At 66.8% G+C, this 22,014-nt stretch carries 20 protein-coding genes; 5 read left to right on the forward strand and 15 right to left on the reverse strand.

What is annotated here, in order from left to right; translation table 11 throughout:
* The first annotated feature begins 486 nt into the window (after window positions 1-486).
* Together ACTZWT_RS19205 and ACTZWT_RS19210 are read left to right on the forward strand one after the other, a co-directional pair.
* A complete protein-coding gene (locus ACTZWT_RS19205; RefSeq protein ID WP_444771282.1) occupies window positions 487-2,265 on the forward strand; it encodes a type I secretion system permease/ATPase in 1,779 nt (592 codons plus the stop codon).
* Window positions 2,266-2,275: 10 nt separating this feature from the next.
* Window positions 2,276-3,598: an HlyD family type I secretion periplasmic adaptor subunit gene (locus ACTZWT_RS19210; RefSeq protein WP_444771283.1), complete on the forward strand. Its 1,323-nt coding sequence runs from the start codon at window positions 2,276-2,278 to the stop codon at window positions 3,596-3,598.
* Window positions 3,599-3,728: 130 nt separating this feature from the next.
* Here ACTZWT_RS19210 and ACTZWT_RS19215 read toward each other — a convergent pair whose 3' ends face one another.
* The 3 genes from ACTZWT_RS19215 to ACTZWT_RS19225 all read right to left on the reverse strand — a co-directional run bounded on the left by ACTZWT_RS19215 (window position 3,729) and on the right by ACTZWT_RS19225 (window position 6,664).
* Window positions 3,729-4,601, reverse strand: a complete 873-nt coding sequence (locus ACTZWT_RS19215; RefSeq protein WP_444771284.1) for an MlaD family protein — start codon at window positions 4,599-4,601, stop codon at window positions 3,729-3,731.
* Window positions 4,602-4,718: 117 nt separating this feature from the next.
* A complete protein-coding gene (locus ACTZWT_RS19220) occupies window positions 4,719-5,510 on the reverse strand; it encodes an ABC transporter ATP-binding protein (protein ID WP_444771285.1) in 792 nt (263 codons plus the stop codon).
* Window positions 5,511-5,512: 2 nt separating this feature from the next.
* Window positions 5,513-6,664, reverse strand: a complete 1,152-nt coding sequence (locus ACTZWT_RS19225) for an MlaE family ABC transporter permease (protein ID WP_444771286.1) — start codon at window positions 6,662-6,664, stop codon at window positions 5,513-5,515.
* A gap of 103 nt (window positions 6,665-6,767) precedes the next feature.
* Between ACTZWT_RS19225 and dgcA the strand changes: the two genes are divergently transcribed.
* A complete protein-coding gene (gene dgcA, locus ACTZWT_RS19230) occupies window positions 6,768-7,763 on the forward strand; it encodes an N-acetyl-D-Glu racemase DgcA (protein ID WP_444771287.1) in 996 nt (331 codons plus the stop codon).
* Here dgcA and ACTZWT_RS19235 read toward each other — a convergent pair.
* Window positions 7,733-8,944, reverse strand: a complete 1,212-nt coding sequence (locus tag ACTZWT_RS19235) for an MFS transporter (protein ID WP_444771288.1) — start codon at window positions 8,942-8,944, stop codon at window positions 7,733-7,735. The genes dgcA and ACTZWT_RS19235 overlap by 31 nt on opposite strands.
* 234 nt (window positions 8,945-9,178) lie before the next feature.
* On the opposite strand from ACTZWT_RS19235, the gene ACTZWT_RS19240 reads away from it, so the two are divergent.
* Entirely contained in the window at window positions 9,179-10,456 is a 1,278-nt protein-coding gene (locus ACTZWT_RS19240) for a hypothetical protein (RefSeq protein WP_444771289.1), read from the forward strand.
* A gap of 290 nt (window positions 10,457-10,746) precedes the next feature.
* On the opposite strand, the gene ACTZWT_RS19245 is transcribed toward ACTZWT_RS19240, so the two are convergent.
* From ACTZWT_RS19245 to thiD, 7 genes are all read right to left on the reverse strand, one after another.
* Window positions 10,747-11,733, reverse strand: coding sequence for a threonine/serine dehydratase (locus ACTZWT_RS19245; protein WP_444771290.1), 987 nt, complete (start codon window positions 11,731-11,733; stop codon window positions 10,747-10,749).
* Window positions 11,734-11,788: 55 nt separating this feature from the next.
* Window positions 11,789-12,847 (reverse strand): glycosyltransferase family 4 protein, encoded by a 1,059-nt coding sequence (locus tag ACTZWT_RS19250; protein ID WP_444771291.1) that lies wholly within the window; start codon window positions 12,845-12,847, stop codon window positions 11,789-11,791.
* A complete protein-coding gene (locus ACTZWT_RS19255) occupies window positions 12,847-13,644 on the reverse strand; it encodes a UDP-2,3-diacylglucosamine diphosphatase (RefSeq protein WP_444771292.1) in 798 nt (265 codons plus the stop codon). The genes ACTZWT_RS19250 and ACTZWT_RS19255 overlap by 1 nt, the downstream gene beginning before the upstream one ends.
* 55 nt (window positions 13,645-13,699) lie before the next feature.
* Window positions 13,700-14,356: a class I SAM-dependent methyltransferase gene (locus tag ACTZWT_RS19260; protein WP_444771293.1), complete on the reverse strand. Its 657-nt coding sequence runs from the start codon at window positions 14,354-14,356 to the stop codon at window positions 13,700-13,702.
* Window positions 14,357-14,595: 239 nt separating this feature from the next.
* Entirely contained in the window at window positions 14,596-15,201 is a 606-nt protein-coding gene (locus tag ACTZWT_RS19265; RefSeq protein WP_444771294.1) for a DUF1989 domain-containing protein, read from the reverse strand.
* Window positions 15,198-15,866 carry a guanitoxin biosynthesis heme-dependent pre-guanitoxin N-hydroxylase GntA gene (gene gntA / locus ACTZWT_RS19270; RefSeq protein ID WP_444771295.1) on the reverse strand — a complete coding sequence of 223 codons (669 nt, stop codon included), beginning with the start codon at window positions 15,864-15,866 and terminating at the stop codon, window positions 15,198-15,200. The genes ACTZWT_RS19265 and gntA overlap by 4 nt, the downstream gene beginning before the upstream one ends.
* A gap of 121 nt (window positions 15,867-15,987) precedes the next feature.
* Entirely contained in the window at window positions 15,988-16,788 is an 801-nt protein-coding gene (thiD, locus tag ACTZWT_RS19275; RefSeq protein WP_444771521.1) for a bifunctional hydroxymethylpyrimidine kinase/phosphomethylpyrimidine kinase, read from the reverse strand.
* Between the two features lie 155 nt (window positions 16,789-16,943).
* On the opposite strand from thiD, the gene ACTZWT_RS19280 reads away from it, so the two are divergent.
* The gene (locus tag ACTZWT_RS19280) at window positions 16,944-17,189 is read left to right on the forward strand and encodes an Lrp/AsnC ligand binding domain-containing protein (protein WP_322518144.1); all 246 of its coding nucleotides are present in this window, start codon (window positions 16,944-16,946) and stop codon (window positions 17,187-17,189) included.
* A 10-nt stretch (window positions 17,190-17,199) separates the two neighbouring features.
* On the opposite strand, the gene ACTZWT_RS19285 is transcribed toward ACTZWT_RS19280, so the two are convergent.
* From ACTZWT_RS19285 to ACTZWT_RS19300, 4 genes are all read right to left on the reverse strand, one after another.
* Window positions 17,200-18,117: a c-type cytochrome gene (locus ACTZWT_RS19285; protein WP_444771296.1), complete on the reverse strand. Its 918-nt coding sequence runs from the start codon at window positions 18,115-18,117 to the stop codon at window positions 17,200-17,202.
* Between the two features lie 187 nt (window positions 18,118-18,304).
* The gene (locus ACTZWT_RS19290) at window positions 18,305-18,754 is read right to left on the reverse strand and encodes a c-type cytochrome (RefSeq protein WP_444771297.1); all 450 of its coding nucleotides are present in this window, start codon (window positions 18,752-18,754) and stop codon (window positions 18,305-18,307) included.
* 206 nt (window positions 18,755-18,960) lie between these two features.
* Entirely contained in the window at window positions 18,961-21,267 is a 2,307-nt protein-coding gene (locus ACTZWT_RS19295) for a xanthine dehydrogenase family protein molybdopterin-binding subunit (RefSeq protein WP_444771298.1), read from the reverse strand.
* A gap of 247 nt (window positions 21,268-21,514) precedes the next feature.
* A complete protein-coding gene (locus tag ACTZWT_RS19300) occupies window positions 21,515-21,814 on the reverse strand; it encodes a hypothetical protein (RefSeq protein ID WP_444771299.1) in 300 nt (99 codons plus the stop codon).
* Between the last annotated feature and the right edge of the window lie 200 nt (window positions 21,815-22,014).

Raw genomic sequence — 22,014 nt, forward strand, 5'->3', positions numbered from 1 at the left:
GTTGAGAGAAGGCGTCGTGGATCGACGCCTCAACTCATGGCTGAGGGCGCGGTCCGGACGGCCGTTGGTTAACGAAATGTTAATGCGCGTTACTAGAACGCAAACAGCAACAATTCGGTGACCGCTTTCTTACGGGCGAATGAAGCGGCCGCGCCGTCGGTGCGATACGCGCCGAGCGAACTAACTAACCGCTGGTTGTACGGCGGAAGAACCGCCGGAGAGCGCGGCGTCCGACAACGCGCCGGAGACATTCGGTTGAGCGGATGATTAGTACGTCGTGCTACGCAACCGGGGTTTGGTCCGATGAGCGCGTGTCGCCGCGTCGCCGGTCGCGCGACGGCGGCGTTTCGTCGCAGCAGCGGCCTGCGCCGCGCCGGCAGCGCCGATTGCCCTCATCGACCTGTCATGCGGTTGACGCGGAAGCTCGCTAACCAACGCCGACCGCATCCGACCATGACGGTTCGGCGTCGTTTTCGATTGAGTACCATGACCGCATCAACGTCATCCGGGCCAGCGACCGCCTCCCGCGACCTGCCGTCCGCCGCGCTGGCGTCCTGCCGAACCGCTTTCCTGACGGTCGGATTGTTCTCGGCCGTGCTCAATCTGCTGATGCTCACCGGCTCCATCTATATGCTGCAGGTGTACGACCGGGTCATTCCATCGCACAGCATTCCGACCCTGATCGCGCTGTCGATCGCGGTCGCGACGGCGTATGCGTTGCAGGGCGTGTTCGATCTTCTGCGCCAGCGCATTCTGACCCGGATCGGATCGGCCCTGCACGCCACGCTGTGGCGGCCCGTCGTCTGCCACATCCTGCGCGCGCCGCTGCGCGGCGGCGGCACCAATCGCGGGCTGCAACTGTCGCACGATCTGGATTCGGTACGGTCGTTTCTGTCCGGGCTCGGCCCGACGACGCTGTTCGACCTGCCGTGGATGCCGCTGTATGTCGCCGGCTGCTTCCTGCTGCATCCTTATCTCGGCTGGACGCTGGTCGCGGGCGCGGTCCTGCTGTTCGGGATCGCGCTGCTCGCCGAGGTGCTGACGCGGGCACCGACCCAGGAGGCCTCGCGCAGCGGCGCGGTCCGCGGCGTCCAGCTCGAAGCCGGCCGCCGCAACGCCGAGATCGTCGCGGCGCTCGGCATGGAGCAGCGCATGATCGGGCGGATCGGCGCGGCGAACGACGACCTCGTCGACGCTCAGCAGCGCAACGCCGATATCGCCGGTTCGCTCGGCGCCTTGTCGAAGACGCTGCGCTTCATGCTGCAGTCGGCGCTGCTCGGCCTCGGCGCCTATCTGGTGATCGAAGGGCTTGCCAGCGGCGGCGTGATGATCGCCGCGTCGATCATGGGCAGCCGCGCGCTGGCGCCGGTGGAGTTGGCGATCTCGATCTGGCGTCCGTTTCTCGGCGCCCGGCAGGCCTGGCAACGCCTGCGTGCCGCTCTTCGGGACGGCGGCGCGACGAACGCGGATGTCGCGCCCGAACGCGCGGTGAACAATCTGACGGTGGAGCAGGTCGTGATCGCCGCGCCCGGCGGCACCTCCGCGATCGTGCAGAACGCGTCGTTCGCGCTCGAAGCCGGACAGGCCGTCGGCATCATCGGCCCTTCCGCCGCCGGCAAGTCGACGCTGGCGCGGGCGCTGGTCGGGATCTGGCCGATCGCACGCGGCGAAATTCGCCTCGACGGCGCCACGCTCGATCAATGGCCGGCGGAAATTCGCGGCGGCATGATCGGTTATCTGCCGCAGGACGTCGAATTGTTCGACGGCACGGTGGCCGAGAACATCGCCCGGTTCGATCCGCAGATCGACGAGGCGGCGGTGATCGCCGCGGCGAAGGCGGCCGGCGCCTACGACATGATCCTGAAGCTGCCGAAGGGGTTCGAGATGCGGATCGGCGAAGCCGGTGCGACCCTGTCGGGCGGCCAGCGGCAGCGGATCGCGCTGGCGCGCGCGCTGTACAAGGACCCGTTCATGGTGGTGCTCGACGAGCCCAACGCCAGCCTCGACGCCGAGGGTGACGCCGCGCTCTCCGATGCCATCCGCCGGGTCCGCGCCAGGGGCGGCATCGCCATCGTCATCGCGCATCGGCCGGCGGCGCTCGCCGCGGTCGATCTGGTGCTGACGCTGGCCGGCGGCCAGGTCCAGGCGTTCGGGCCGAAGGACGAAGTGCTGCGCAAATCGCTGGCCGCTCATCCGGCGCCGGGCGGAGCGGCGTTGCAGGCGGTGCCGGATACGCGCCCGCCGCCGGCCGCCGCCGTCAGTTGAGGACTTCGACATGACCACACCCGCGCCACCCGAGGCCGGCCGCAGCGATCCGTTTCGCGATATCCGGCGCGCCGCCGGATTCGGCATCGCCACGCTGGTGATCATGGCCTCCACCGCCGGCGTCTGGGCGATGACCGCGCCGCTCGCCAGCGCCGTGATCGCGCCGGCGCAAGTCGTGGTCGACAGCAATGTCCGCCGGGTTCAGCATCCGAGCGGCGGCGTGGTCGCCGAAATCTACGTCAACGACGGCGATCAGGTGCATGCCGGCGACATGCTGGTCCGGCTCGACGAGACGATGTCGCGCGCCAACCTGGCGCTGATCGAGAACCAGCTCAATCAGCTCAGGGTGCGGCGCGCCCGCCTGCAGGCCGAACAGGGCGGCAAGGACGATCTGCTGGTGCCTGCCGACATCGCCGCACGCCGCGACGTCGCCGTGATCGACGAAATGATCGAGGGCGAGACGACGCTGTTCGCCCGCCGGCGCGAGGCGATCACCGGCCAGCAGTCGCAGTTGCGCGAACGCAAGGCGCAGATCGCCGACGAAATTCGCGGCCTCGAAGCGCAGATCGCGTCGAAGCGCGAGCAGACTCGCTGGATCCAGACCGAGCTCGAAGGCGTGCGGCAGCTCTTCGAAAAAAATCTGGTGCCCTATGCGCGGCTCACCGCGCTGGAGCGTGAGGCCTCCCGCCTGAATGGCGAGGATGGTCAGTTGATCGCCGAGATCGCCCGCGCCAGGGGCCGGATCACCGAAACCGAACTGCAGATCATCCAGCTGGTTCAGGACCAGCGCCGCGAAAATGCGACCGAACTTCGCGACGTCGAGACCAAGCTCGCCGATCTCGGCGAGCGCCGGATCGCGGCGATCGATCAGCTCGAGCGGGTGGTGCTGCGCGCACCGCAGGACGGGCTGGTCCACCAGAAGTCGGTCCACACCGTCGGTGGCGTGATCACCGCGGGCGAGCAGTTGATGCTGATCGTGCCGAAGGACGCGCTGGTGGTCGAGGCCCGGGTCGATCCGCAGATGATCGACCGGCTCAGGATCGGGCAGTCCGCCAAGCTGCGCTTCAGCGCCTTCGACGCCGCGATCACGCCGGAGCTCGACGGAACGCTGACCCGGATTGCCGCCGACCTGACCAAGGACCCGCAATCGGGAGCCGCGTACTATGTGGCGCGTATCAGCCTGGCGGCCAGCGAACTCGCCAAGCTCGATGGGAAGGCACTGGTTCCGGGCATGCCGGTCGAGGCTTTCATCCAGAACGGCGTGAGGACCGCCTTCGCCTATTTGCGCAAGCCGCTAGAAGACCAGCTCGCGCGCGCATTTCGGCAGAAATAGTCCGCACCCGAACGCGGCCATCGTGGAAGGCATCCACGTGCTGAGTTGTCATCACGAAAGCCCCTCACCGACCGGCGTCGCGGCCGCGGAACGGCTTCCCGGCCGACGGCTCCCTGACCACCTGCCCTTGCTATTGCCGCCGGCGCGGCGGGCGCGGCGGCTCGGCCGTCGGTGGCGGCGGCGCCTGCTGCGCGGTGTTGCTCGGGCCGAACAACACGCGGGTCGGGTTTCGGTCGAAATTGTTGATCGCCCGGCTGAGATCGCCCAGCGTGCGGCGGCCGTCGATGATCAGCGCGCTGGAGCGCTTGTCGAGATTGTCGGCGAGTTCGCGGAACGATTTGACCGCCTGGAACAGTTCGCCGCCGTCCTTGCCGCCGGCGAGCGCGTCGATGCCCTGCATCACGCTGTCGGTCTTGCCGATCACGCCGTCGACCTTGGCCATGATGCTGTCGATCCTGTCCGAGCTGCGCGCCAGGCTGGAGGTGAAGGTCTGCAGGTTCTGCAGCGATTCCTTCACCGACTCGGCGTTCTCGGCGACGACCTTGTTGACGTTACGCAGCGTCGCCTTCACCGACTCGGAGATGTCCATCAGCAGTTCCGGATCGGCGGTCAGCACCGGCACGCCGTCGTCGTCGAGCGGCACCGGAGGTGCGGTCTCCATGCCGCCCTTGAGCGAGATCGCGGCAACGCCGGTCAGGCCCTGAAATTCGAGACCGACCAGCGTGTCCTTGCGGATCGGCGCGGTGTTCTCGACCATCGCCAGCGCCACCACGCGCTTCGGATTGTCGAGCTTGACCGAAATCACCTCGCCGACCCGGACGCCGTTGAAATTGACGCTGCCGCCGTTACGCAGGCCCGTCGCCGCGCCTTCGAACACCACCCGGAGCGGGCTGCGCGCCTTGGTGGAGTGGAGGCTCTGGAACCAGAGCACGAACCCGAACGCCGCAGCGATCACCGCCAGGGTGAACACGCCGATCAGGAAGTAATTCGCCCGCGTTTCCATTCAATCAACTCCAACTAAGTCCGGCGCCGTCCGCCCGCACGCTTTGCGCGCGAATTGCGGACTCAAAGCGGCGCACACCTCTGAAATACTGCGAAACCGATTCGGATTGATCATCACCTAGCCGACCACCGCCCGGGCGCGCTTGCCGTGGAAATACGACCGCAGCCACGGATGCTGTGATGCCTGCATCTCGGCCATCGATCCGGCGGCGATTACCTTGCCGTCGCCCAGCACGGCTATCCGGTCGCACGCGGTATGGAGGCTGTCGAGGTCGTGAGTTACCATGAAAACGGTGAGACCCAAAGTGCGCTGCAGGGTGCGGACCAGCTCGTCGAACTCGCCGGCGCCGATCGGGTCGAGGCCGGAAGTCGGCTCGTCGAGGAACACCAGTTCCGGATCCAGCGCCAGCGCACGGGCCAGCGCGACGCGCTTGATCATGCCGCCGGATAGTTCCGACGGGTAGCGATCGGCCACTTCCGGCTTGAGACCGACCATCCCCAGTTTGGCGATGGTGATCTCGTCGAGCAGCCGCTGCGACAGCTTGAGATATTCCCGCACCGGAAACTGGATGTTCTGCCGCACCGTCAGCGACGAGAACAGCGCGCCCTGCTGGAACAGCACGCCCCAGCGCCGTTCGATGCCGCGCCGCTCGGCCGCACCGGCCGCATCGAGGTCGACGCCGAACACCTCGATCTGACCGCTCAGCTTCGGCACCAGCCCGATGATGGTCCGGGTCAGCACCGATTTGCCGGCGCCGGAGGGGCCGACGAAGCCGAGGATCTCGCCGCGGCGAACGTCGAGGTCGAGGCCGTTCAGTACCCTCGTGGTGCCGAACTGCACCGAAACGTCGCGGACCCGGATGATCGGATCGACCGCCTGCGCCGGGACTGCCTGTGCTGCATCCGCCATCGTCAGATTCCGATCGAGGCGAAGAAGATCGCGAACACGCCGTCCATCACGATCACGAAGAAGATCCCCTTCACCACCGACGCCGTGGTGTGCTGGCCGAGCGACTCGGCGCTGCCCTTCACCGCCAGCCCCTCGACGCAGGCGACGATGCCGATCACCAGCGCCATCACCGGCGCCTTGATCATGCCGACGGTGAAATGATTGATCGAGATCGCGTCGCGCAGCCGCAGCAGGAATGCCTCCGGATCGACGCCGCCGTACAGCCACGCCACCAGCCCGCCGCCATACAGCGCGGCCATGGCGCCGAGAAACGTCAGGATCGGCATCGCCAGCAGCAGCGCGACCAGCCGCGGCACGATCAGCACGTCGATCGGATTGAACCCCATGGTGCGCAGCGCGTCGATCTCCTCGCGCATCTTCATCGAGCCGAGTTCCGCGGTGTAGGCGCTGCCCGAACGGCCCGCCACCATGATCGCCACCAGCAGCACGCCGATCTCGCGCAGCACCAGCACGCCGAGCATGTCGACCACGAACACGTCGGCGCCGAACCGGCGGAAATGGAAGATGCCCTGCTGCGCGATGATGGCGCCGATCAGGAAGGTGATCAGCACCACGATCGGAACCGCGCGCCAGCACACCTGCTCGAGATGATGCACGGTCGAGGTCAGCCGGAAGGTCGAGGGATGCAGGATGGTCCGGATCACGGCGGCGAGCACCGCGCCGAACATGCTGATCAGCGCGACGATATCGTCGCCGAACGTGTACATGGTGCGGCCGAGCTTCTCGATCGGCGCCCGCAGCCCGCCCCCCGGCGACGAATCCGGCGCCGACGGCTCGACCTGACGCACCTCGTCGACCAGGCTCGCATAGTCCGCCGACAGGCCGGCGATCTTCGCCTCGACGCCGTCCTGGGTCAGGTTGCGGCGCAGCCGTTCGATCAGCCAGGCGCCGAACGTGTCCAGCCGGACAACTTCGGAAACATCGATGAAGATATTCGGCCGCGTCCCGGTCAGTTGCTCGGCGTCTGCGACAATGCGCTCCAGCATGGGGGCGAACTTCGCCGTCCAGGAACCGGCGGCGCACAGCGCCAGCCCGTCACCCCGCGCGATCCGTTCGAGCGTCGGACCACCGTCCAATGCCAGTTGCTGTGCCATTTTGAGCCAATCCGGAGTTCAATACGACTTGTGAGGAAGGTGCACTACCAGCCATACTTAGTTGCGCCGGGCAACCCTCGGTTTGAGTTTGCCAGAAATCCGAATGACTTCCATCAATCCGACCCAATTGACTGCACGCATCGAGCACTGGCCGATCGCCGGAGCTTTCACGATCAGCCGCGGCGCCAAGACCGAGGCTGTGGTCGTGACGGCCGAGATCAGGCGCAACGGTCAAGCCGGCCGTGGCGAATGCGTTCCCTACGCCCGCTACGGCGAGACGCCCGACACCACCCTCGCGGCGATCGAGGCGATGCGCGAGCCGCTGCGCCGGGGCCTCGACCGCGCCGGGCTGCAAGCCGCGATGCCGCCGGGCGCGGCGCGCAATGCGCTGGATTGCGCGCTGCTCGACCTCGAGGCCAGGCTCAGCGGCCGTCGCGCCTGGGCGCTGCTCGGCAGCGCCGCGCCGAGTCCGGCCACCACCGCTTACACCATTTCGCTCGGCACCCCTGAGGCGATGGCGGAGGCCACCGCGAAAGCCGCCGCCCGCCCGCTGCTGAAGATCAAGCTCGGCGGCGACGGCGACGATGCAAGAATCGCCGCGGTCCGCCGCGCGGCGCCCCGCGCCGAACTGATCGTCGACGCCAACGAGGCCTGGACGCCGGACAATCTCGCCCGCAACCTCGCCGCCTGCGCCGACGCCGGGGTGACGCTGGTGGAGCAGCCGCTGCCGGCGGGGCGCGACGAGGCGCTGGCCCAAATCCGCCGGCCGATCGCGGTGTGCGCCGACGAGAGCGTCCACGCCCGCGCCTCGCTGGACGCCCTGAGCGGCCGCTACGACGCCGTCAACATCAAGCTCGACAAGACCGGCGGCGTCACCGAGGCGCTGGCGATGGCGGAGGCCGCGCGCGCGCTCGGCCTCGACATCATGGTCGGCTGCATGGTGGCGACCTCGCTGTCGATGGCGCCGGCGATGCTGCTGACGCCGCAGGCCCGCTTCGTCGACCTCGACGGCCCGCTGCTGCTGGCCAGGGATCGCGACGACGGCCTGCGCTACGACGGCAGCATCGTCTATCCGCCCGACGCGGATTTGTGGGGCTGATCGTGCGCCGGTTGCGCATCGAGCCGGCGACGCCAGACGGCGACGACCGCCGCGCCGGTCAGCGCCATCACCGCCATCAGGTCGTACACCGCGAGGCCGTAGCGCGCGAACAGCAGGCCGGACAGCATCGCGGCGCCGCTCATCGCCAGGCCTGAACAGGCCGCGTAGTAGCCCTGCGCCCGGGCGATGACATGGCCGGGCGCGTGGCGGACCAGCAGTCCCATGGTGCCCAGCTGCGTCAGGCCGAAGGTCAGCCCGTGCAGCAGCTGCACCGGAACGAGGACGGCGAGCGGCGGATCCTGCGCGGTGATCAGCCAGCGCAGCACGGCGCTGAGCGCGCCGCCGAGCATCATCAGCGCCGGCGACAGCGTCAGTCGCGGCGACAGCGCGAACACCACGATCTCGGCGAGCACGCCGAGGATCCACAGGCTCGCGATCGTCATGCCGCCGTAGCCCGCCGCCTGCCAGACGATCGAGCCGAACGTGTAGTACGCCGCATGGCTGCCCTGGATCAGCCCGGCGGCAATGATGATCGCCAGAAACGCCGGGTTGCGCAGCAGCGCCACCCGACGCGCCGGCGCGGCCGGCCTGGCGCCCGGGGCGTCGAGCGGCTGCAATCCGAAGGCGGCGATCACGCAGAGCCCGGCCGCGGCTGCGATCACCCAGATCAGGTGCTCGGGCGCGATCAGGTCCGAAAGCACGCCGCTGACCAGCGCGCCGACGACGAAGGCCGCGGAGCCCCACAATCGCAGCGGCCCGTAGTTCAGGCCGAACCGCGTCACCGCCTTGAGCGCGTAGCCGTCGGTGAGCGGCACCATCGGCGTCCAGGCGCAGGCGGTGACGACGAACACCGCGAGGATCGCCAGCGGCCCTCGTAGCAGTCCGAGGCAGATAAAGCCGAGCGTGGTGACGATGGCGGTGATAACAAGTGCGGCGCGCAGCGCGTGGCGCCGTTCCGCCGCGGCGGTGACGAACGGCAGCACGGTGAAGCGTGTGATCGACGGGGCCGCCACGATCACGCCGATCCAGGACGCTTCGATGCCGATCGCTTTCAGCCACACGGTGAAGAACGGCAGATAGGCGCCGACGATGCCGAACACCGTCGCGTAGAATACCGCGAGCCCGGCCGCGAATCGCTTCGGAGCCCTTGTTCTGGTGGGGATTTGTGATTCGGGAGACATCAATTCAATTGCGATTCAGCACGGTTCGTGGTGATCGTTATCGTCACGCGCAGCGATTTGCGCAATGAGTCCCTGATGGCCGAAGAAGCATTCGCACTGTCGCCGATCTCCGCTCGTCCGGCGATGCCGAACGAAGCGGACTATGACGCGATCCGCGAAGCCTTCATGGAAACCTCGCGCGGACGCTGGTTTCTGAGCGAATACGCCAAGCGCAACCGCAACGCCGACACCCGCATGGTGCTCGATGCCGTGGCGCGGATCGAGCAGAATCTCGCCGCGCAGAAGCAGAACGGCGGACCCTCCATCGTCGAATCACTCGTCGCGATCCGGGCGATCGTCGGCGAGGCACGCGCCGGCGTCGCCAGGGCGATCGCCGGACTGGAGAACGACGCGGTGCTGGCGGCGGCGCACGACGGCGCCCGCATCATCCGCGAGGTGTCGTGGACGCTGCGCGAATGCGGCGCCGACATCCGGATCTGCAACCTGCTGGATTCCCAGGTGACGGCGATCGATGCCGGCCACCGGCTGGTCGCCGAGATCGACGTCGTGGCGGTGACCGCGGCGTTCGACGGCCTGCTCGACCGCATCCACGACCTCGCCGGGGTTGCTCGCGAGAGCCGGGACGATGATCGGCCCGCGGACCGGGACGAGCCGGTCTCCCCGATCGCCGATGGCGAGATGCCGGAAGCCGCGGCGCAGCCGCACGCGAAGCCGGTGGCTGATGTGCATGCTCCGGCGGCCGTGACCGAGCCGGCGACCGCAGTCGCCCCGGAAGCCGCCGCCGAAGCCGGCGTGACGATCGTAACGGCAGCCGAGCCCGACGAAGTCGAGTTCGTCGAGCCTCGGGACATGCAGTCAGACGACGGCGCCGAAGCTGCGGTGTCGGCCGATCAGCCTTCCTTCGAGGCCCCCATCGACGGATCATCGGCTGATCAGAATCACGCTGCCGAGCCCGCCGAGGAGCCGGCGGCGGATGTCGACGCGATGCTGGATCTGGTGGCGCTGGAGATGTCGGTACCGCAGCCGCCCGAGCCCGGCGAAATCGAAGCCGCGGCCGCTGCCGCGCAAGCCGAGGCCGAGGCTGAGCAAACGACGGAGGCCGGCCCGAGCGCCGGCGAACCGTCCGAGATCGAACGCATCGCTGCCGCGGTGGCGCTTCCGCACGAGGCCGCGGAGGCCGAGCCGCCCATGGCCATGGTTGCGACGGCGCCGTCGATCGATGTGTCGAGCCTCGAAATCGGCGAGCGCGGCGAATTCCTCGACACGCCGCAGCCCATGGCTGAAGCGCCGACGTCGACGCCCGGAATGACGCACGCGGCCGCAACCGCAATGGCAAGCGAACCGGTTCGTGCCATGGCGGCGGCCGAATCCGCGGCCAGGACGCCATCGCCATCGCTCGGCGCCGCCGTGCTCGCGAGCGGAATTGTCGGCCATCCGGTTCAGTCCCGCAGCGACCTGCTGGCGCCGTTGCGGCGGATGAGCCAGGCCGAGAAGGTCGCGTTCTTCTCCTGAGGCGCGCCGCGCCTGGAGCGGGATGACGCTTTCGACCGTTTCCCGCTGCGAACGAGACTAGCAGCGCGCTTCGTCGACTGATTGAAACAATGCGGCCCGCTCGAGTGCAGAGTCGTCATGAGCCCGACGGGAAAAGCAGGCCGCAAATCAACGCCCTATTCCCGTCATTGCGAGCGAAGCGAAGCAATCCAGCGCGCCGAGCACGAGATTCTGGATTGCTTCGTCGCGGAGCCTGTGCTCGGACGGCGCGGAGCGCCGATCCGAGTGCTCCTCGCAATGACGAACTTGGTCTAAGCGATCAGCTTCGCGAACAGGTCGGCATCGACATTGCCGCCCGACAGCACGATCGCGATGGTCTTGCCGCGCGCGTCGATGTGGCCCGCCAGCAGCGCCGCCAGCGCCACCGCGCCGCCGGGCTCGACCACTAGCTTCAGTTCGCGAAACACGAAGGCAACGGCCCTGGCCACTTCGGCGTCGGACGCGGTGACGCCGCGTGTCAGAAGCTGCTGATTGATCGCGAATGTGAGTTCGCCGGGGATCGACGCCATCAGCGCGTCGCAGATGGTGCGGCCCTCTGACTTGTGCGGCTCGCGACGGCCGGCGGCGATCGAGCGGGCGTGATCGTCGAACGCCTCCGGCTCCGCCGACATCACCGCGGCTTCCGGAAAGCGAGTCGTCACCGCAACCGCAGTGCCGGCGACGAGTCCGCCGCCGGAGGCCGGCGCGACCACGATGTCCGGCACGACGCCGAGCGCGGCGAGGTCGGCGGCGATCTCGCGGCCGACCGTCCCCTGCCCCGCGATCACCTTGGCGTCGTCATAAGGCGGCACCAGCGTCGCGCCGCGGGAGCCCGCGATATCGCGCGCGATCGCCTCGCGGTCCTCGCGGTCGCGATCGTACAGCACCACCTCGGCGCCGTAGCCCTTGGTGCGCTCGCGCTTCGACGCCGGCGCATCGGCCGGCATCACGATGGTGGCGCGCATGCCGAGGATCTGCGCCGCAGCAGCCACGCCCTGGGCGTGATTGCCGGACGAGAACGCCACCACGCCGCCGTCCCGCGCCGCCGCCGGGATCGACGACAGCTTGTTGAAGGCGCCGCGAAACTTGAACGAGCCGGTCCGCTGCAGCATCTCCGGCTTCAGATACACGCGCGCGCCGGTGGCAGCATCCAGCGCCGGCGAGGTCAGCAGCGGCGTGCGCACCGCATAGGGCGCGAGTACATCGGCCGCCGCGTCGATATCCGCGGCGGTGATCGGGAACGAGACTGAATCCATCATGGGGCGACAGTAACGCAGGCCCGCGCGGCCCGGCAATGCACGTTGCCTTGAGCGTTCAGGCGACCAGGCGGCGCGCCTTGGTGTCCGATTCGGCCAGCGCCTGACCAGGGTCCATCATCCAGACCCGGGTGACGTTGTCGATGAAAGCCCGCGCCGAGGCCGCCCAGGTGTGGTCGGCGGCGAAATCGAGGCAAGCGTCGCGCGAGATATTCAGCGCGCCGAGGCAGGCCTGCCGCAGATCGTCGCTGAGCACGCCGACCGGCGCATCGCCGATCACGTCGCGCGGCCCGGTGACCGGAAACGCCGCGACCGGCACGCCGCTCGCCAGCGCTTCGAGCAGCACCAGCCCGTAGGTGTCGGTCTGGCTCGGAAACACGAAGACGTCGGCGGCGGCATAGACCTGCGCCAGAGCCTCGCCCTGCTTGGCGCCGAGGAACACCGCCTGCGGGAAGTCGCGCTCCAGTGCCGCCCGCGCCGGTCCGTCGCCGACCACCACTTTGGTGCCGGGCAGATCGAGCGACAGGAACGCTTCGAGATTCTTTTCGACCGCGACCCGGCCGACCGACAGGAACACCGGCCGCGTCAGGCCGAGATCGGCGCCGTCGCGCGGATGGAACAACTCGCCGTCGACGCCGCGCGGCCACAGCACCACGTTGCGGAAGCGGCGCCCGCGCAGCTCATCGGCCAGCGCCGGCGTCGCCGCCATCACCGCATGGCTGGCGCCGTGAAACCATCGCAGCAGCGACCACACCCAGGATTCCGGGATCGGCGCCCGCGCCGAGACGTATTCGGGAAACCGGGTGTGAAAGCTGGTGGTGAAGCGCAGGCCGCGCTTGCGGCAATAGCGCCGCGCCGCCAGGCCGATCGGCCCTTCGGTGGCGATATGGATGCAGTCCGCCTGCGCGGCGGTGATCATGCGCGCGACCTTGGCCGGGCTCGGGATCGCGATCCGCAGATCCGGGTAGCTCGGCAGCCGCACCGTCGGGAAGGTCTCCGGCGTCAGGAACGTGACCTCTGCGCCGAGCGACTTCGCCGCCTCGGCCATCATGGTCAGCGTCCGCACCACGCCGTTGACCTGGGGATGCCAGGCGTCAGTCGCGATCAGGATGCGCATCAGGCGGCACGCGCCGCGACCGTCGGCACCGGCAAATTGCGCTTCATCGGATCGGTCCAGGTGATGATTTCGAACCGGCCGTCCTCGTGCTCGGCGAGCGCCGTGCAGCTTTCCACCCAGTCGCCGCAGTTCATGTAGCGGATGCCGTGATCGTCGCGGATCGCGGCGGTGTGGATGTGGCCGCAGATCACGCCCTCGGTGCCGTGGCGGCGGGCTTCCTGCGCCAGCGTCTGCTCGAACGCGCCGATGTAGTTCACCGCGTTCTTGACCTTGTGCTTGGCCCATTGCGACAGCGACCAATACGGCACGCCGAGCCAGCGCCGCAACGCGTTGACGATGCGGTTGAGCCGGATCGCAAGATCGTAGGCCTTGTCGCCGACATGGGCGAGCCAGCGCGCGTTCTGCACCACGAGGTCGAACATGTCGCCGTGGATGACCAGATAGCGACGGCCGTCGACCCCGGTGTGGATCGCGGTCTCCGCGACTTCGATGCCGCCGAAATGCGTGCCGTAATAGGAGCGCAGGAACTCGTCGTGATTGCCGGGAATGTAGATCACGCGCGCGCCCTTGCGCGCCTTGCGCAGCAGTTTCTGCGCGAAGTCGTTGTGCGACTGCGGCCAGTACCAGCTCGATTTGAGGGCCCAGCCGTCGATGATGTCGCCGACCAGATAGATCGTGTCGGCATCGTGGACGCGGAGGAAGTCCAGCAGCAGATGCGTCTGCGAGCCGCGCGCGCCGAGATGAACGTCTGAAATGAAAAGTGTGCGGAAACGCCGCTCCGGACCGTCATCGCTCATCGGTCTATGTCCCATGCCAGGCTGCCCGCGGCAGCGAATGACAATGCGGTGGCTTTCACGCCGCCAGCGACGGGCCGGCTCGTTCGAAGCACACCAGCGTGTAGATGCCGAACGGCTTGATCTTGCGCCGTTCGATCAGGATCGCGTCGCTGTTGGCCTGCGCCCAGGCCTGCAGCCGCGCGAACGGAAACTCCGGACGCAACCCCAATCCACGCGTCTTCTGCGCCGCCCAGCGCTCGACCGCGGCGGCGACGCCGACTTCCGAGTAAAGATGATTGACCAGGATGATGCGGCCGCCCGGCTTCACCACGCGGTGACACTCCGACAGCACCTGTTCGGGGTTGGCGACCAGGGTGATCACGAACTGCGCCACGACGCAGTCGAAACTGGCGTCGGCAAACTCCATATGGTGCGCATCCATCCGGCGCACTTCCTTGACCCAGGGATAGCGGCCGGACGCCATCTTGGCGCGGGCCTTTTCCAGCATCGGCGTGCTGAGATCGATCCCGGTGATCTCGGTCGAGGCGTCGTAATCGTCGAACGACAGCCCGGTGCCGACGCCGACTTCGAGGATCCGGCCGCCCTGCGCCCGCGCCTCGGCGGCCGCAGCCCGACGCCCCTTGACCATCACCGGCCCGCACACCGCGTCGTAGATTGGCGCCCAGCGGGCGTAGGCGGTTTCAACCAGGGATTTGTCGAGGTCAGGCGTCATCTTGGTCCGTCGCGAATCTGGAATTCATCAGTGATTTCCGGCTTAACAGCGGAGTGCGACGTTGCTGCGACAACAGGACTCTTGCCCCCTGCGGCGTTAGTCGAAGGGCGGGAAGGCGGATCGGCCGTGGCTGTCCCGACCGAGCGGCGGTCGGCGGCGGATGGAACCGGACCCGGCGTTGGAGGACGCGTTGGAGGACCTGGCCTGACCGGTGCGTTGACCGGTCGAGGGCCAGTCCATCACCCGGACTCAGGACCCTGATCAACCCGGTATGCGATCGGCTTGAAAGCGTAGTTGTTGGACTGAAGCGCCGAGCAAGCCGTCAGGCCGACGATGAGGTCCATCTCCGCACGAAATTTGACGAAGTCACCGGCCCGGCTGAGGGGCGCCTCGACCGTGAACGCACCGGTCTGCGGCGCGATCACGACATTCATGAAACAGTTGAACGCCACCGGAATGGCATCCGGACCGATTCCGAACGGCGCCAACGCGGCTTCCAGATTCCCGAAGCATCCCTGATGGGGATCTGCATCGTGATAGATGATCTTGAACGTTTCTCTCGAACACGGCGTCAGCAGGAAATCATGACGGCCGACGGTGTCCTCGACAATGCTCAGCATGCCATTGCTGCGGTTGGAGTAGATCAGATCTCCGGTCGTCAGATACAGCTTGCTTGCGTAGTCGAGACTCCGGCCGGACGAAATCACCTCACCGAGATCCTCGGCATTGAACACGACGAGATCGGATACCTGCTCTCCTTCGAGGTCGATCACCGTCAAGTATTCACCCTTGGCCAGACGAAACGCCGTGCCCGAGCGCGGTGGGATCGTGATCGGAGAGGTCATACGCGCTCCACCGGATTGAACGGACAAACCCACTCCTGCTCGGCCACGACGCGGCCGCTGTATTGACGGGCTTCCGAAGTCTCGCCGTGTCGCGCGAGCATCGGGTTCGGCGAGCCGGCCAGCGCCACATCGCGCTCGATGATCTTCGCCCGCAATCTCTCGTAGCGGCCCATCTCCCGCAACTGCTCGAACTGATCGTGAAGGTTGAACACCAGCACCGGCCGCTCGAACCGCCGCGCCGGCCGGCTGGCGTTGGGGTGAAGGCCGACGATGAAGAACGCTTCCTCGCCGAACGAGAGCGAGAAATGCGGGTCGCCCGGATCGCTGCTCACACGCTCGTCGCGAGGCTTTCCGAGCCACGTATCCTTGTTGGTGAGACTTTCCGCGCGCGCCCACAGGAATTTCTCGAACGTGCGTTCGTCGATGTCGGTCGGGCCCTCGAAGATCACCGCGAAGCTCTGGAACAGCGCGCGATCGGCCCGATAGTCGCGAACGATGCTGGTAATTCCCTGATAGATACGGCGATCGTCCCAATTCGACCGAATGTCCCGCGCGACCAGCACGTGCAGGGTTCCTTTGGCAAGAGCGGATTTTGCGCCGACGCAGGGAAAGTCGGCATCGTGAATGAAACTGCGAAACTTGTCGGCCAAACTCGGTAGCGTCATCGGTCCTCCATGGCGACTACCAACGCGCTGCCGTCCGATAAGTGCCTCTTTCATTTCGGTCACGCGCGCGTGAAGGCGACGGCCGACCCCGATCCCGATCCCGGCAGGAACCAGGATTGCTTCAATCGAAGGCGTGGAAATGATGGATCGGGCCGTGGCCTTTGCCGACCGAGAGACGGTCGGCGGCGGCGATCGCCTCGCTGACCCAGGCCTTGGCATGCCCGACCGCCGCGTCGAGTTCCTCGCCCTTGGCGAGATTCGCCGCGATGGCGGACGACAGCGAGCAGCCGGTGCCGTGGGTGTTCGTGGTGTCGATCCGCGGCGCCGCCAGCGTCAGCATGCCGGCCGCGCTGAACAGAAAGTCGGTGCTGGTCGGCCCGTGGCCGTGACCGCCCTTGATCAGCACCGCGCCGCAACCGAGCGCCAGCAGCTTGCTGCCCTGGCGTTCGATCGCCGCCTGATCGGCCGCCACCGCCTCGTCCAGCAGCGCCGCCGCTTCCGGCAGGTTCGGCGTGATGATGTCCGCGCGGGGAATCAGTCTGCTACGCAGCGCCTCGACGCAGTCGTCGGCGATCAGCCGGTCGCCGGAGGTTGCGACCATCACCGGATCGAGCACCACGTTGCGCGCCGCCCAGCGATCGAGACCGGCGACGATCGCATCGATCACCGGCCGCTGCGACACCATCCCGATCTTGACCGCGGCCACCGCCAGATCGCCGAACACCGCGTCGAGCTGCGCGGTGACGAACGCGGCCGGCACCTCGTGAATTCCGCTCACGCCCAGCGTGTTCTGCGCGGTCAGCGCGGTGATCACCGAGGCACCGTAGACGCCGTTGGCGGCAAACGATTTGAGGTCGGCCTGGATTCCCGCGCCGCCGCCGGAGTCGGATCCTGCGATCGTCAGGGCGATCGGAATTGCCATGCTCATGCTCGCATCATTCGAGGCCCGCAGCCGCGCGCAGGCCCGTTCCGGACGGGTCGTAGCCTGCGACCGGAGCTGCCGCAAGTTTGCCACCGGCTTGCCACAACGGTTGTTTTGGGTTTGATGGACCAGCCAAGTCCTTGGAGAGACAAGCAATGGTCCCGTTTTTCGTTCAATTCAAATGCGCGCTCGGCCAATCCTATGCGGTGGCCAATGCGATCGCCGAAGCCGAGATCGCGTCGGAGATCTATTCGACCGCCGGCGATTACGATCTGCTGGTGAAGTTCTATGTCGACCGCGCCACCGATATCGGCCATTTCGTCAACGAGAAGGTGCAGGTGATCCCGGGCATCAAGGATACCCACACCATCATCACCTTCAAGGCGTTCGGCCCGAAATAGCGCGGCGGTCTCAGTTCTTGTTCGACGGCCGCGGCGGCCCGTCGACCGGCGGCAACGACTTCACATAGACGGCAATGGCGGTGCGGTCCTCGGCGCTCAGTTGAGACGTGTTGCGGATCACCCGCGCCATCGAGCCGCCGGCGCTGTCTCCCTCCGGCGTCAGGCCGCTCTCGAGGAAGTAGGCGATATCGTTCTCGCTCCAGTCCAGGCCCTTTTGGGTGATGTTCGGCACCCAGCCCTTGCCCTCCGGATCGGGACCGCCGGCGAAGCGCTGCGACGTCACGATGCCGCCGAGGAAATTGCGCGGGCTGTGGCATTCGGCGCAATGGCCGAAGCCGTTGACGAGATAGGCGCCGCGATTCCATTGCGCGGACTGCGCCGGGTCCGGCGTGAAGGTCGTCTCATCGAAGAACAGCAGCTTCCACAGGCCGACTGCACGGCGCAGGCTGAACGGAAACGGCAGTTCGTGCGGCTGCGCCTGCCCTGACACCGCCGGCAGGGTCTTGATATAACCAAACAGGTCGCGGACGTCGTCGAGCCTTGCCTGCGCGTAAGACGGATAGGGAAACGCCGGATACAGATGCGCGCCGTCGGGCGACGTCCCCTTCATCACCGCGCTGACGAACTCTGCCTCGCTCCATTGCCCGATGCCGTCTTTCGGATCGGGCGAGATATTCGGGACGTGGAAGGTGCCGAACGGCGACGGCATCGCCAGCCCGCCGCCGAGCCTGGTCCGGTCGTCCTGATTCGGCGTGGCGTGGCAGGAGGCGCAGCCTGCAGCATCGAACACGGTCTTGCCGTTGGCGAGATTCGCGGGGCGCGATGGCAGCGCGCTGGCGGCAATCGTTGCCGGCGCGGTCAGAAACCACAGCGCGATTCCCGCAACGACCGCAATCGCAATGACAGCCAGGCCCACTCGTCGAATCACGGCCGCTCCTCTTCGCGAAGTTAGAACTCGGCCGCGACGTGGCCACGTCGGAGACTGGACGAGCAAAGGCGCCCAAGGCGACGTTGATGGGCGCTGTAGAGCGGTGCAAAGCACCGAACCGGCCGTCAGACGGAGACGGCCGGTTCTAGCAATCAGGGACGCTCGCAGCGCCGCTCCGCCGACAAAACTAACCGTCCTTCAGGCGGAAGGATTCATGACAGCTTCCGCAGGACTTGCCGATCGCCGGAAACGAGGCCTTCAAGGTCGCGGCATCCTTGACATTGCTCTTCGCGTCGCTCACCGCCTTGGCGAAGCTGGCGATCTCGGCGTCGAACTTGGCGCGCTCCGTCCAGATCTTCGGCGACGAGCTGTACTGACTGTCGAAGGGCTTCAGGCCCTTCACGCTCTCCGGAAACAGCTTCGGCAGTTCTTTTGCGGTTTCGTCGAACTGATTCAGCGCCGCATTCACCGCGGCCTGGTCATAGGGCTTGTCGCCCTTCACCATGGCGCTGAGCGCCATGACGTTCCGGCCGTTGTCCTTCATCAGCTTCTGCGTTCGGTCGACGAGGTTCTGCTGCGCCACCACCGCATTCACGCTCAGCAACAACGCTCCGGCAACAACTACTGGTCGCAACATCCACCATCTCCCACGGGCTCGGGTCAAAGAAAGAGGGTGATCCGGCCGACGACCGGACCCGACTCCCACAAAGCATAACCTTGATAGAACTATTCCATATCACGAAAGAGATGACAGTAGGCCGGCTGCGATCTCTCACCGCACCCCGACAAAATCCTGCACGATCGTACCATGCCGCCTTCTCGATCACGCAATCGTCAACAGCCTCAGAGACTGTGCTGCCGATGGTGTTCGCGGATCGCCATCCACACCCGCTCCGGGGTCGCCGGCATGTCGATGTGGTCGATCTTGTACTCGCGCCATAGCGCGTCGATGATCGCATTGACCACCGCCGGGCACGAGCCGATCGCGCCGGCCTCGCCCGCGCCCTTCACGCCCATCGGATTCGTCGTGCACGGCACGTTGTGGGTCTCGAAGACGATCGGCGAGGCGTCTTCCGCGCGCGGCATCGCGTAGTCCATGAAGGTGCCGGTGACGAGCTGGCCGTCGTGCGGATCGTAAACCGCCCGCTCCATCAGCGCCTGGCCGATGCCCTGCACGGTGCCGCCATGGACCTGTCCGGCAAGCAGCAACGGGTTCAGCGTCACGCCGAAATCGTCGACGATGACGTAGTTGACGATCCGGATCTTGCCGGTCGCCGGATCGATCTCGACCTCGACGACATGCGTGCCGTTCGGGAACGTGCCGTCGGCGCTGGAGAACGTTGCGCTGGCATTGAGCTTCGATGCGTCGACGCCGGGGCGCTTGGCGAGATCGGCGAAAGAGATCGAGCGGTCGGTGCCGGCGATCCGCACCACGCCGTCGCTGATCTCGAGGTCCGCAGCGCTGGTTTCCAGCGCGTCCGCAGCCAGTTCGCGCAATTGCTCGCCGAGCTGATGCGTCGCGCGCTGCACGCTGACGCCGCCGGACGGAATCGATGCCGATCCGCCGGTGCCGAGCCCGGTGGCGATCCTGTCGGTGTCGCCCTGAACGACGCGGACCCGCTCCTGCGGCACGCCGAACTGTTCGGCGACGATCTGCGCATAGGCGGTCTGATGGCCTTGCCCGCTCGACTGGGTGCCGATCAGCACGGTGATGTCGCCATCGGGATCGAGCACGACCTTGGCGGTCTCCTCACCCATCGTGCCGCAGACTTCGACGTAGGAGGCCAGGCCGATGCCGCGCACCAGGCCGAGCTTCTTCGCCGCCTTGGCCCGCTTCGAGAAGTCCTTCCAGTCGCCGATCTCCATCGCGCGTTTCAGATGCGCGGTGAAATCGCCGGAGTCGTAGACCTTGCCGGTCGCGGTCTTGTAGGGCATCGCGCGCGGCGTGATGAAATTCTTGCGCCGGATCGCATCCGGCGACATCCCGAGCTTGCGCGCACAGGCATCGACCAGACGCTCGATCACATAGGCCGCTTCGGGCCGACCGGCGCCGCGATAGGCATCCACCGGAACGGTGTGGGTGAACACCGTTCGGATGCGGCAGTGAAACGCCTTGATGTCGTAGAGACCAGGCAGCATGCCGGCGCCGCCATACGGGATGTAAGGCCCGAACGTCGACAGATAGGCGCCGAGATCGCCGATCAGATCGACATCCATGCCGAGAAACCTGCCGTCCTCTGAAAGCGCCATTCGCGCCGTGGTGATGTTGTCGCGGCCCTGCGAGTCGCCGACGAAATGATCGGAGCGATCGGCCGCCCAGCGGATGGTCTTGCCGAGTCTCTTCGCCGCCACCGCCAGCAGCGCGTATTCGCGATACGGAAACAGCTTGGTGCCGAAACCGCCACCGACATCGGGACAAATCACCCGCATCTTGTCGACCGGGATCTTCAGCACGTTCTGGCACAGGATATCGCGCAGCCGGTGGCTACCCTGGCTGCCGATCGTCAGCGTGAAATGATCGCGCCTGGCGTCGTATTCGCAGACCGCGGCGCGGGTCTCCATGTAATTGGTGACGATGCGCGGATTGACGATGGCGATCTCGGCGACGGCATGAGCCTTGGCGAACGCTGCTTCTGTGGCGGCCTTGTCGCCGATCGCGGTGTCGAACAGAAGATTGCCGGCGTGGTCCGGCCACACCTGCGGCGCGCCGGGTTTGATCGCATTGGCGGCGCCGACCGCCGCCGGCAGCGGCGTCCATTGGGCCTCGATCGCTTCGAGCGCGTCGCGCGCATTCGCCACCGTGTCCGCGACCACGAACGCCACCGCATCGCCGACATGACGAACCTCACCGCTGGCGAGGATCGCGTAGTCCGGCCCCTTGAACGGATTGTCGGGCAGGTTGAACAGACACGGCAGCCCGCCGAGATCGCCGACGTCGTCAGCCGTGAGGATCGCGAGCACGCCGCGCAGGCTGCGCGCCGCCGTGGCGTCGAGCGTGAATGTCGCATGGGCGTGCGGCGAGCGCAGCACCAGCGCGTGCGCAGCGGATTGCGGCGCGTAGTCGTCGGTGTAGCGGCCCTTGCCGCGGATGAGGGGATCGTCCTCCTTGCGCATGACGCTCTGGCCAACGCCGAATTTGGTGGGAGCCATCGATCACCTCCTTGCTCTGCGGTCGAACATCTTGCAGCGGATTGTCGATCCGTGCAAACGCCCACGAAGGCTATACTGATCAGCCCAAACTGATCAGCCCGAAAGCGTACCGCTCGCCACGCATGCACCAACGCCGGGCGGCAACAAGACTGGCTCCGCACATGAGCGTGACCAACGTCAGCGCAAAACAAAAGGTGCACCGGCTTGCCGATGCACCTTCGTCGATCGTCGCTTCACGTTCGGATCGCTAGTAGCAGATCACCCGGCCGTAGACCGGATTGAACACGCAACCGCGGCCATAGTAGCCGCGCCCGCGGCCCCGATAGAACCCGCGCCCACGACCACGGCCACGAGCGAAGCCGCCTCGGCCGCGACCACGAGCACCGCCGCGACCGCGTCCGCGCTGCGCGTCAGCCTTGGTGGTGCTGGCAGTGAGGAACACCGCCGAGGTACCAACCAGACTGAAGCAATAGATGCCGGTCAGCGCCACCGCCGCGAGCACTCGCGCCAGCATGCCTTTTCGGGCTTTCGGAACATTTTGAGCCATCTACGTTTTTCTCCCGGTCGTTTGAGCATTTTGAACACGACTTCACCCGCCTTTGTGCATGGTTCCGACGTACGGGTTCAAATGCGCACGGATAAACCGACTTTTCCGGCCTTCAGGGATGCAAGCTTAGGAGCAAGCAACGGCTGGGGTCAAGCCGGGTGAGGGGATTGTCTCCATCGCACAAGCACTTGACCGCTCGT

The organism is Rhodopseudomonas sp. NSM (assembly GCF_052445935.1).
Taxonomy (GTDB): Bacteria; Pseudomonadota; Alphaproteobacteria; order Rhizobiales; family Xanthobacteraceae; genus Rhodopseudomonas.

What these genes read in the sequence shown, in the direction of transcription:
- thiD (WP_444771521.1), bottom strand. Translation starts at nt 16,788, where the DNA reads ATGGCAATTCCGATCGCCCTGACGATCGCAGGATCCGACTCCGGCGGC.
- ACTZWT_RS19255 (WP_444771292.1), bottom strand. Translation starts at nt 13,644, where the DNA reads ATGAGCGATGACGGTCCGGAGCGGCGTTTCCGCACACTTTTCATTTCA.
- ACTZWT_RS19280 (WP_322518144.1), top strand. Translation starts at nt 16,944, where the DNA reads ATGGTCCCGTTTTTCGTTCAATTCAAATGCGCGCTCGGCCAATCCTAT.
- ACTZWT_RS19250 (WP_444771291.1), bottom strand. Translation starts at nt 12,847, where the DNA reads ATGCGCATCCTGATCGCGACTGACGCCTGGCATCCCCAGGTCAACGGC.
- dgcA (WP_444771287.1), top strand. Translation starts at nt 6,768, where the DNA reads ATGACTTCCATCAATCCGACCCAATTGACTGCACGCATCGAGCACTGG.
- ACTZWT_RS19235 (WP_444771288.1), bottom strand. Translation starts at nt 8,944, where the DNA reads ATGTCTCCCGAATCACAAATCCCCACCAGAACAAGGGCTCCGAAGCGA.
- ACTZWT_RS19265 (WP_444771294.1), bottom strand. Translation starts at nt 15,201, where the DNA reads ATGACCTCTCCGATCACGATCCCACCGCGCTCGGGCACGGCGTTTCGT.
- ACTZWT_RS19220 (WP_444771285.1), bottom strand. Translation starts at nt 5,510, where the DNA reads ATGGCGGATGCAGCACAGGCAGTCCCGGCGCAGGCGGTCGATCCGATC.
- ACTZWT_RS19245 (WP_444771290.1), bottom strand. Translation starts at nt 11,733, where the DNA reads ATGATGGATTCAGTCTCGTTCCCGATCACCGCCGCGGATATCGACGCG.
- ACTZWT_RS19290 (WP_444771297.1), bottom strand. Translation starts at nt 18,754, where the DNA reads ATGTTGCGACCAGTAGTTGTTGCCGGAGCGTTGTTGCTGAGCGTGAAT.
- ACTZWT_RS19240 (WP_444771289.1), top strand. Translation starts at nt 9,179, where the DNA reads ATGGTGCTCGATGCCGTGGCGCGGATCGAGCAGAATCTCGCCGCGCAG.
- ACTZWT_RS19215 (WP_444771284.1), bottom strand. Translation starts at nt 4,601, where the DNA reads ATGGAAACGCGGGCGAATTACTTCCTGATCGGCGTGTTCACCCTGGCG.
- ACTZWT_RS19205 (WP_444771282.1), top strand. Translation starts at nt 487, where the DNA reads ATGACCGCATCAACGTCATCCGGGCCAGCGACCGCCTCCCGCGACCTG.
- ACTZWT_RS19260 (WP_444771293.1), bottom strand. Translation starts at nt 14,356, where the DNA reads ATGACGCCTGACCTCGACAAATCCCTGGTTGAAACCGCCTACGCCCGC.
- ACTZWT_RS19210 (WP_444771283.1), top strand. Translation starts at nt 2,276, where the DNA reads ATGACCACACCCGCGCCACCCGAGGCCGGCCGCAGCGATCCGTTTCGC.
- ACTZWT_RS19300 (WP_444771299.1), bottom strand. Translation starts at nt 21,814, where the DNA reads ATGGCTCAAAATGTTCCGAAAGCCCGAAAAGGCATGCTGGCGCGAGTG.
- gntA (WP_444771295.1), bottom strand. Translation starts at nt 15,866, where the DNA reads ATGACGCTACCGAGTTTGGCCGACAAGTTTCGCAGTTTCATTCACGAT.
- ACTZWT_RS19225 (WP_444771286.1), bottom strand. Translation starts at nt 6,664, where the DNA reads ATGGCACAGCAACTGGCATTGGACGGTGGTCCGACGCTCGAACGGATC.
- ACTZWT_RS19295 (WP_444771298.1), bottom strand. Translation starts at nt 21,267, where the DNA reads ATGGCTCCCACCAAATTCGGCGTTGGCCAGAGCGTCATGCGCAAGGAG.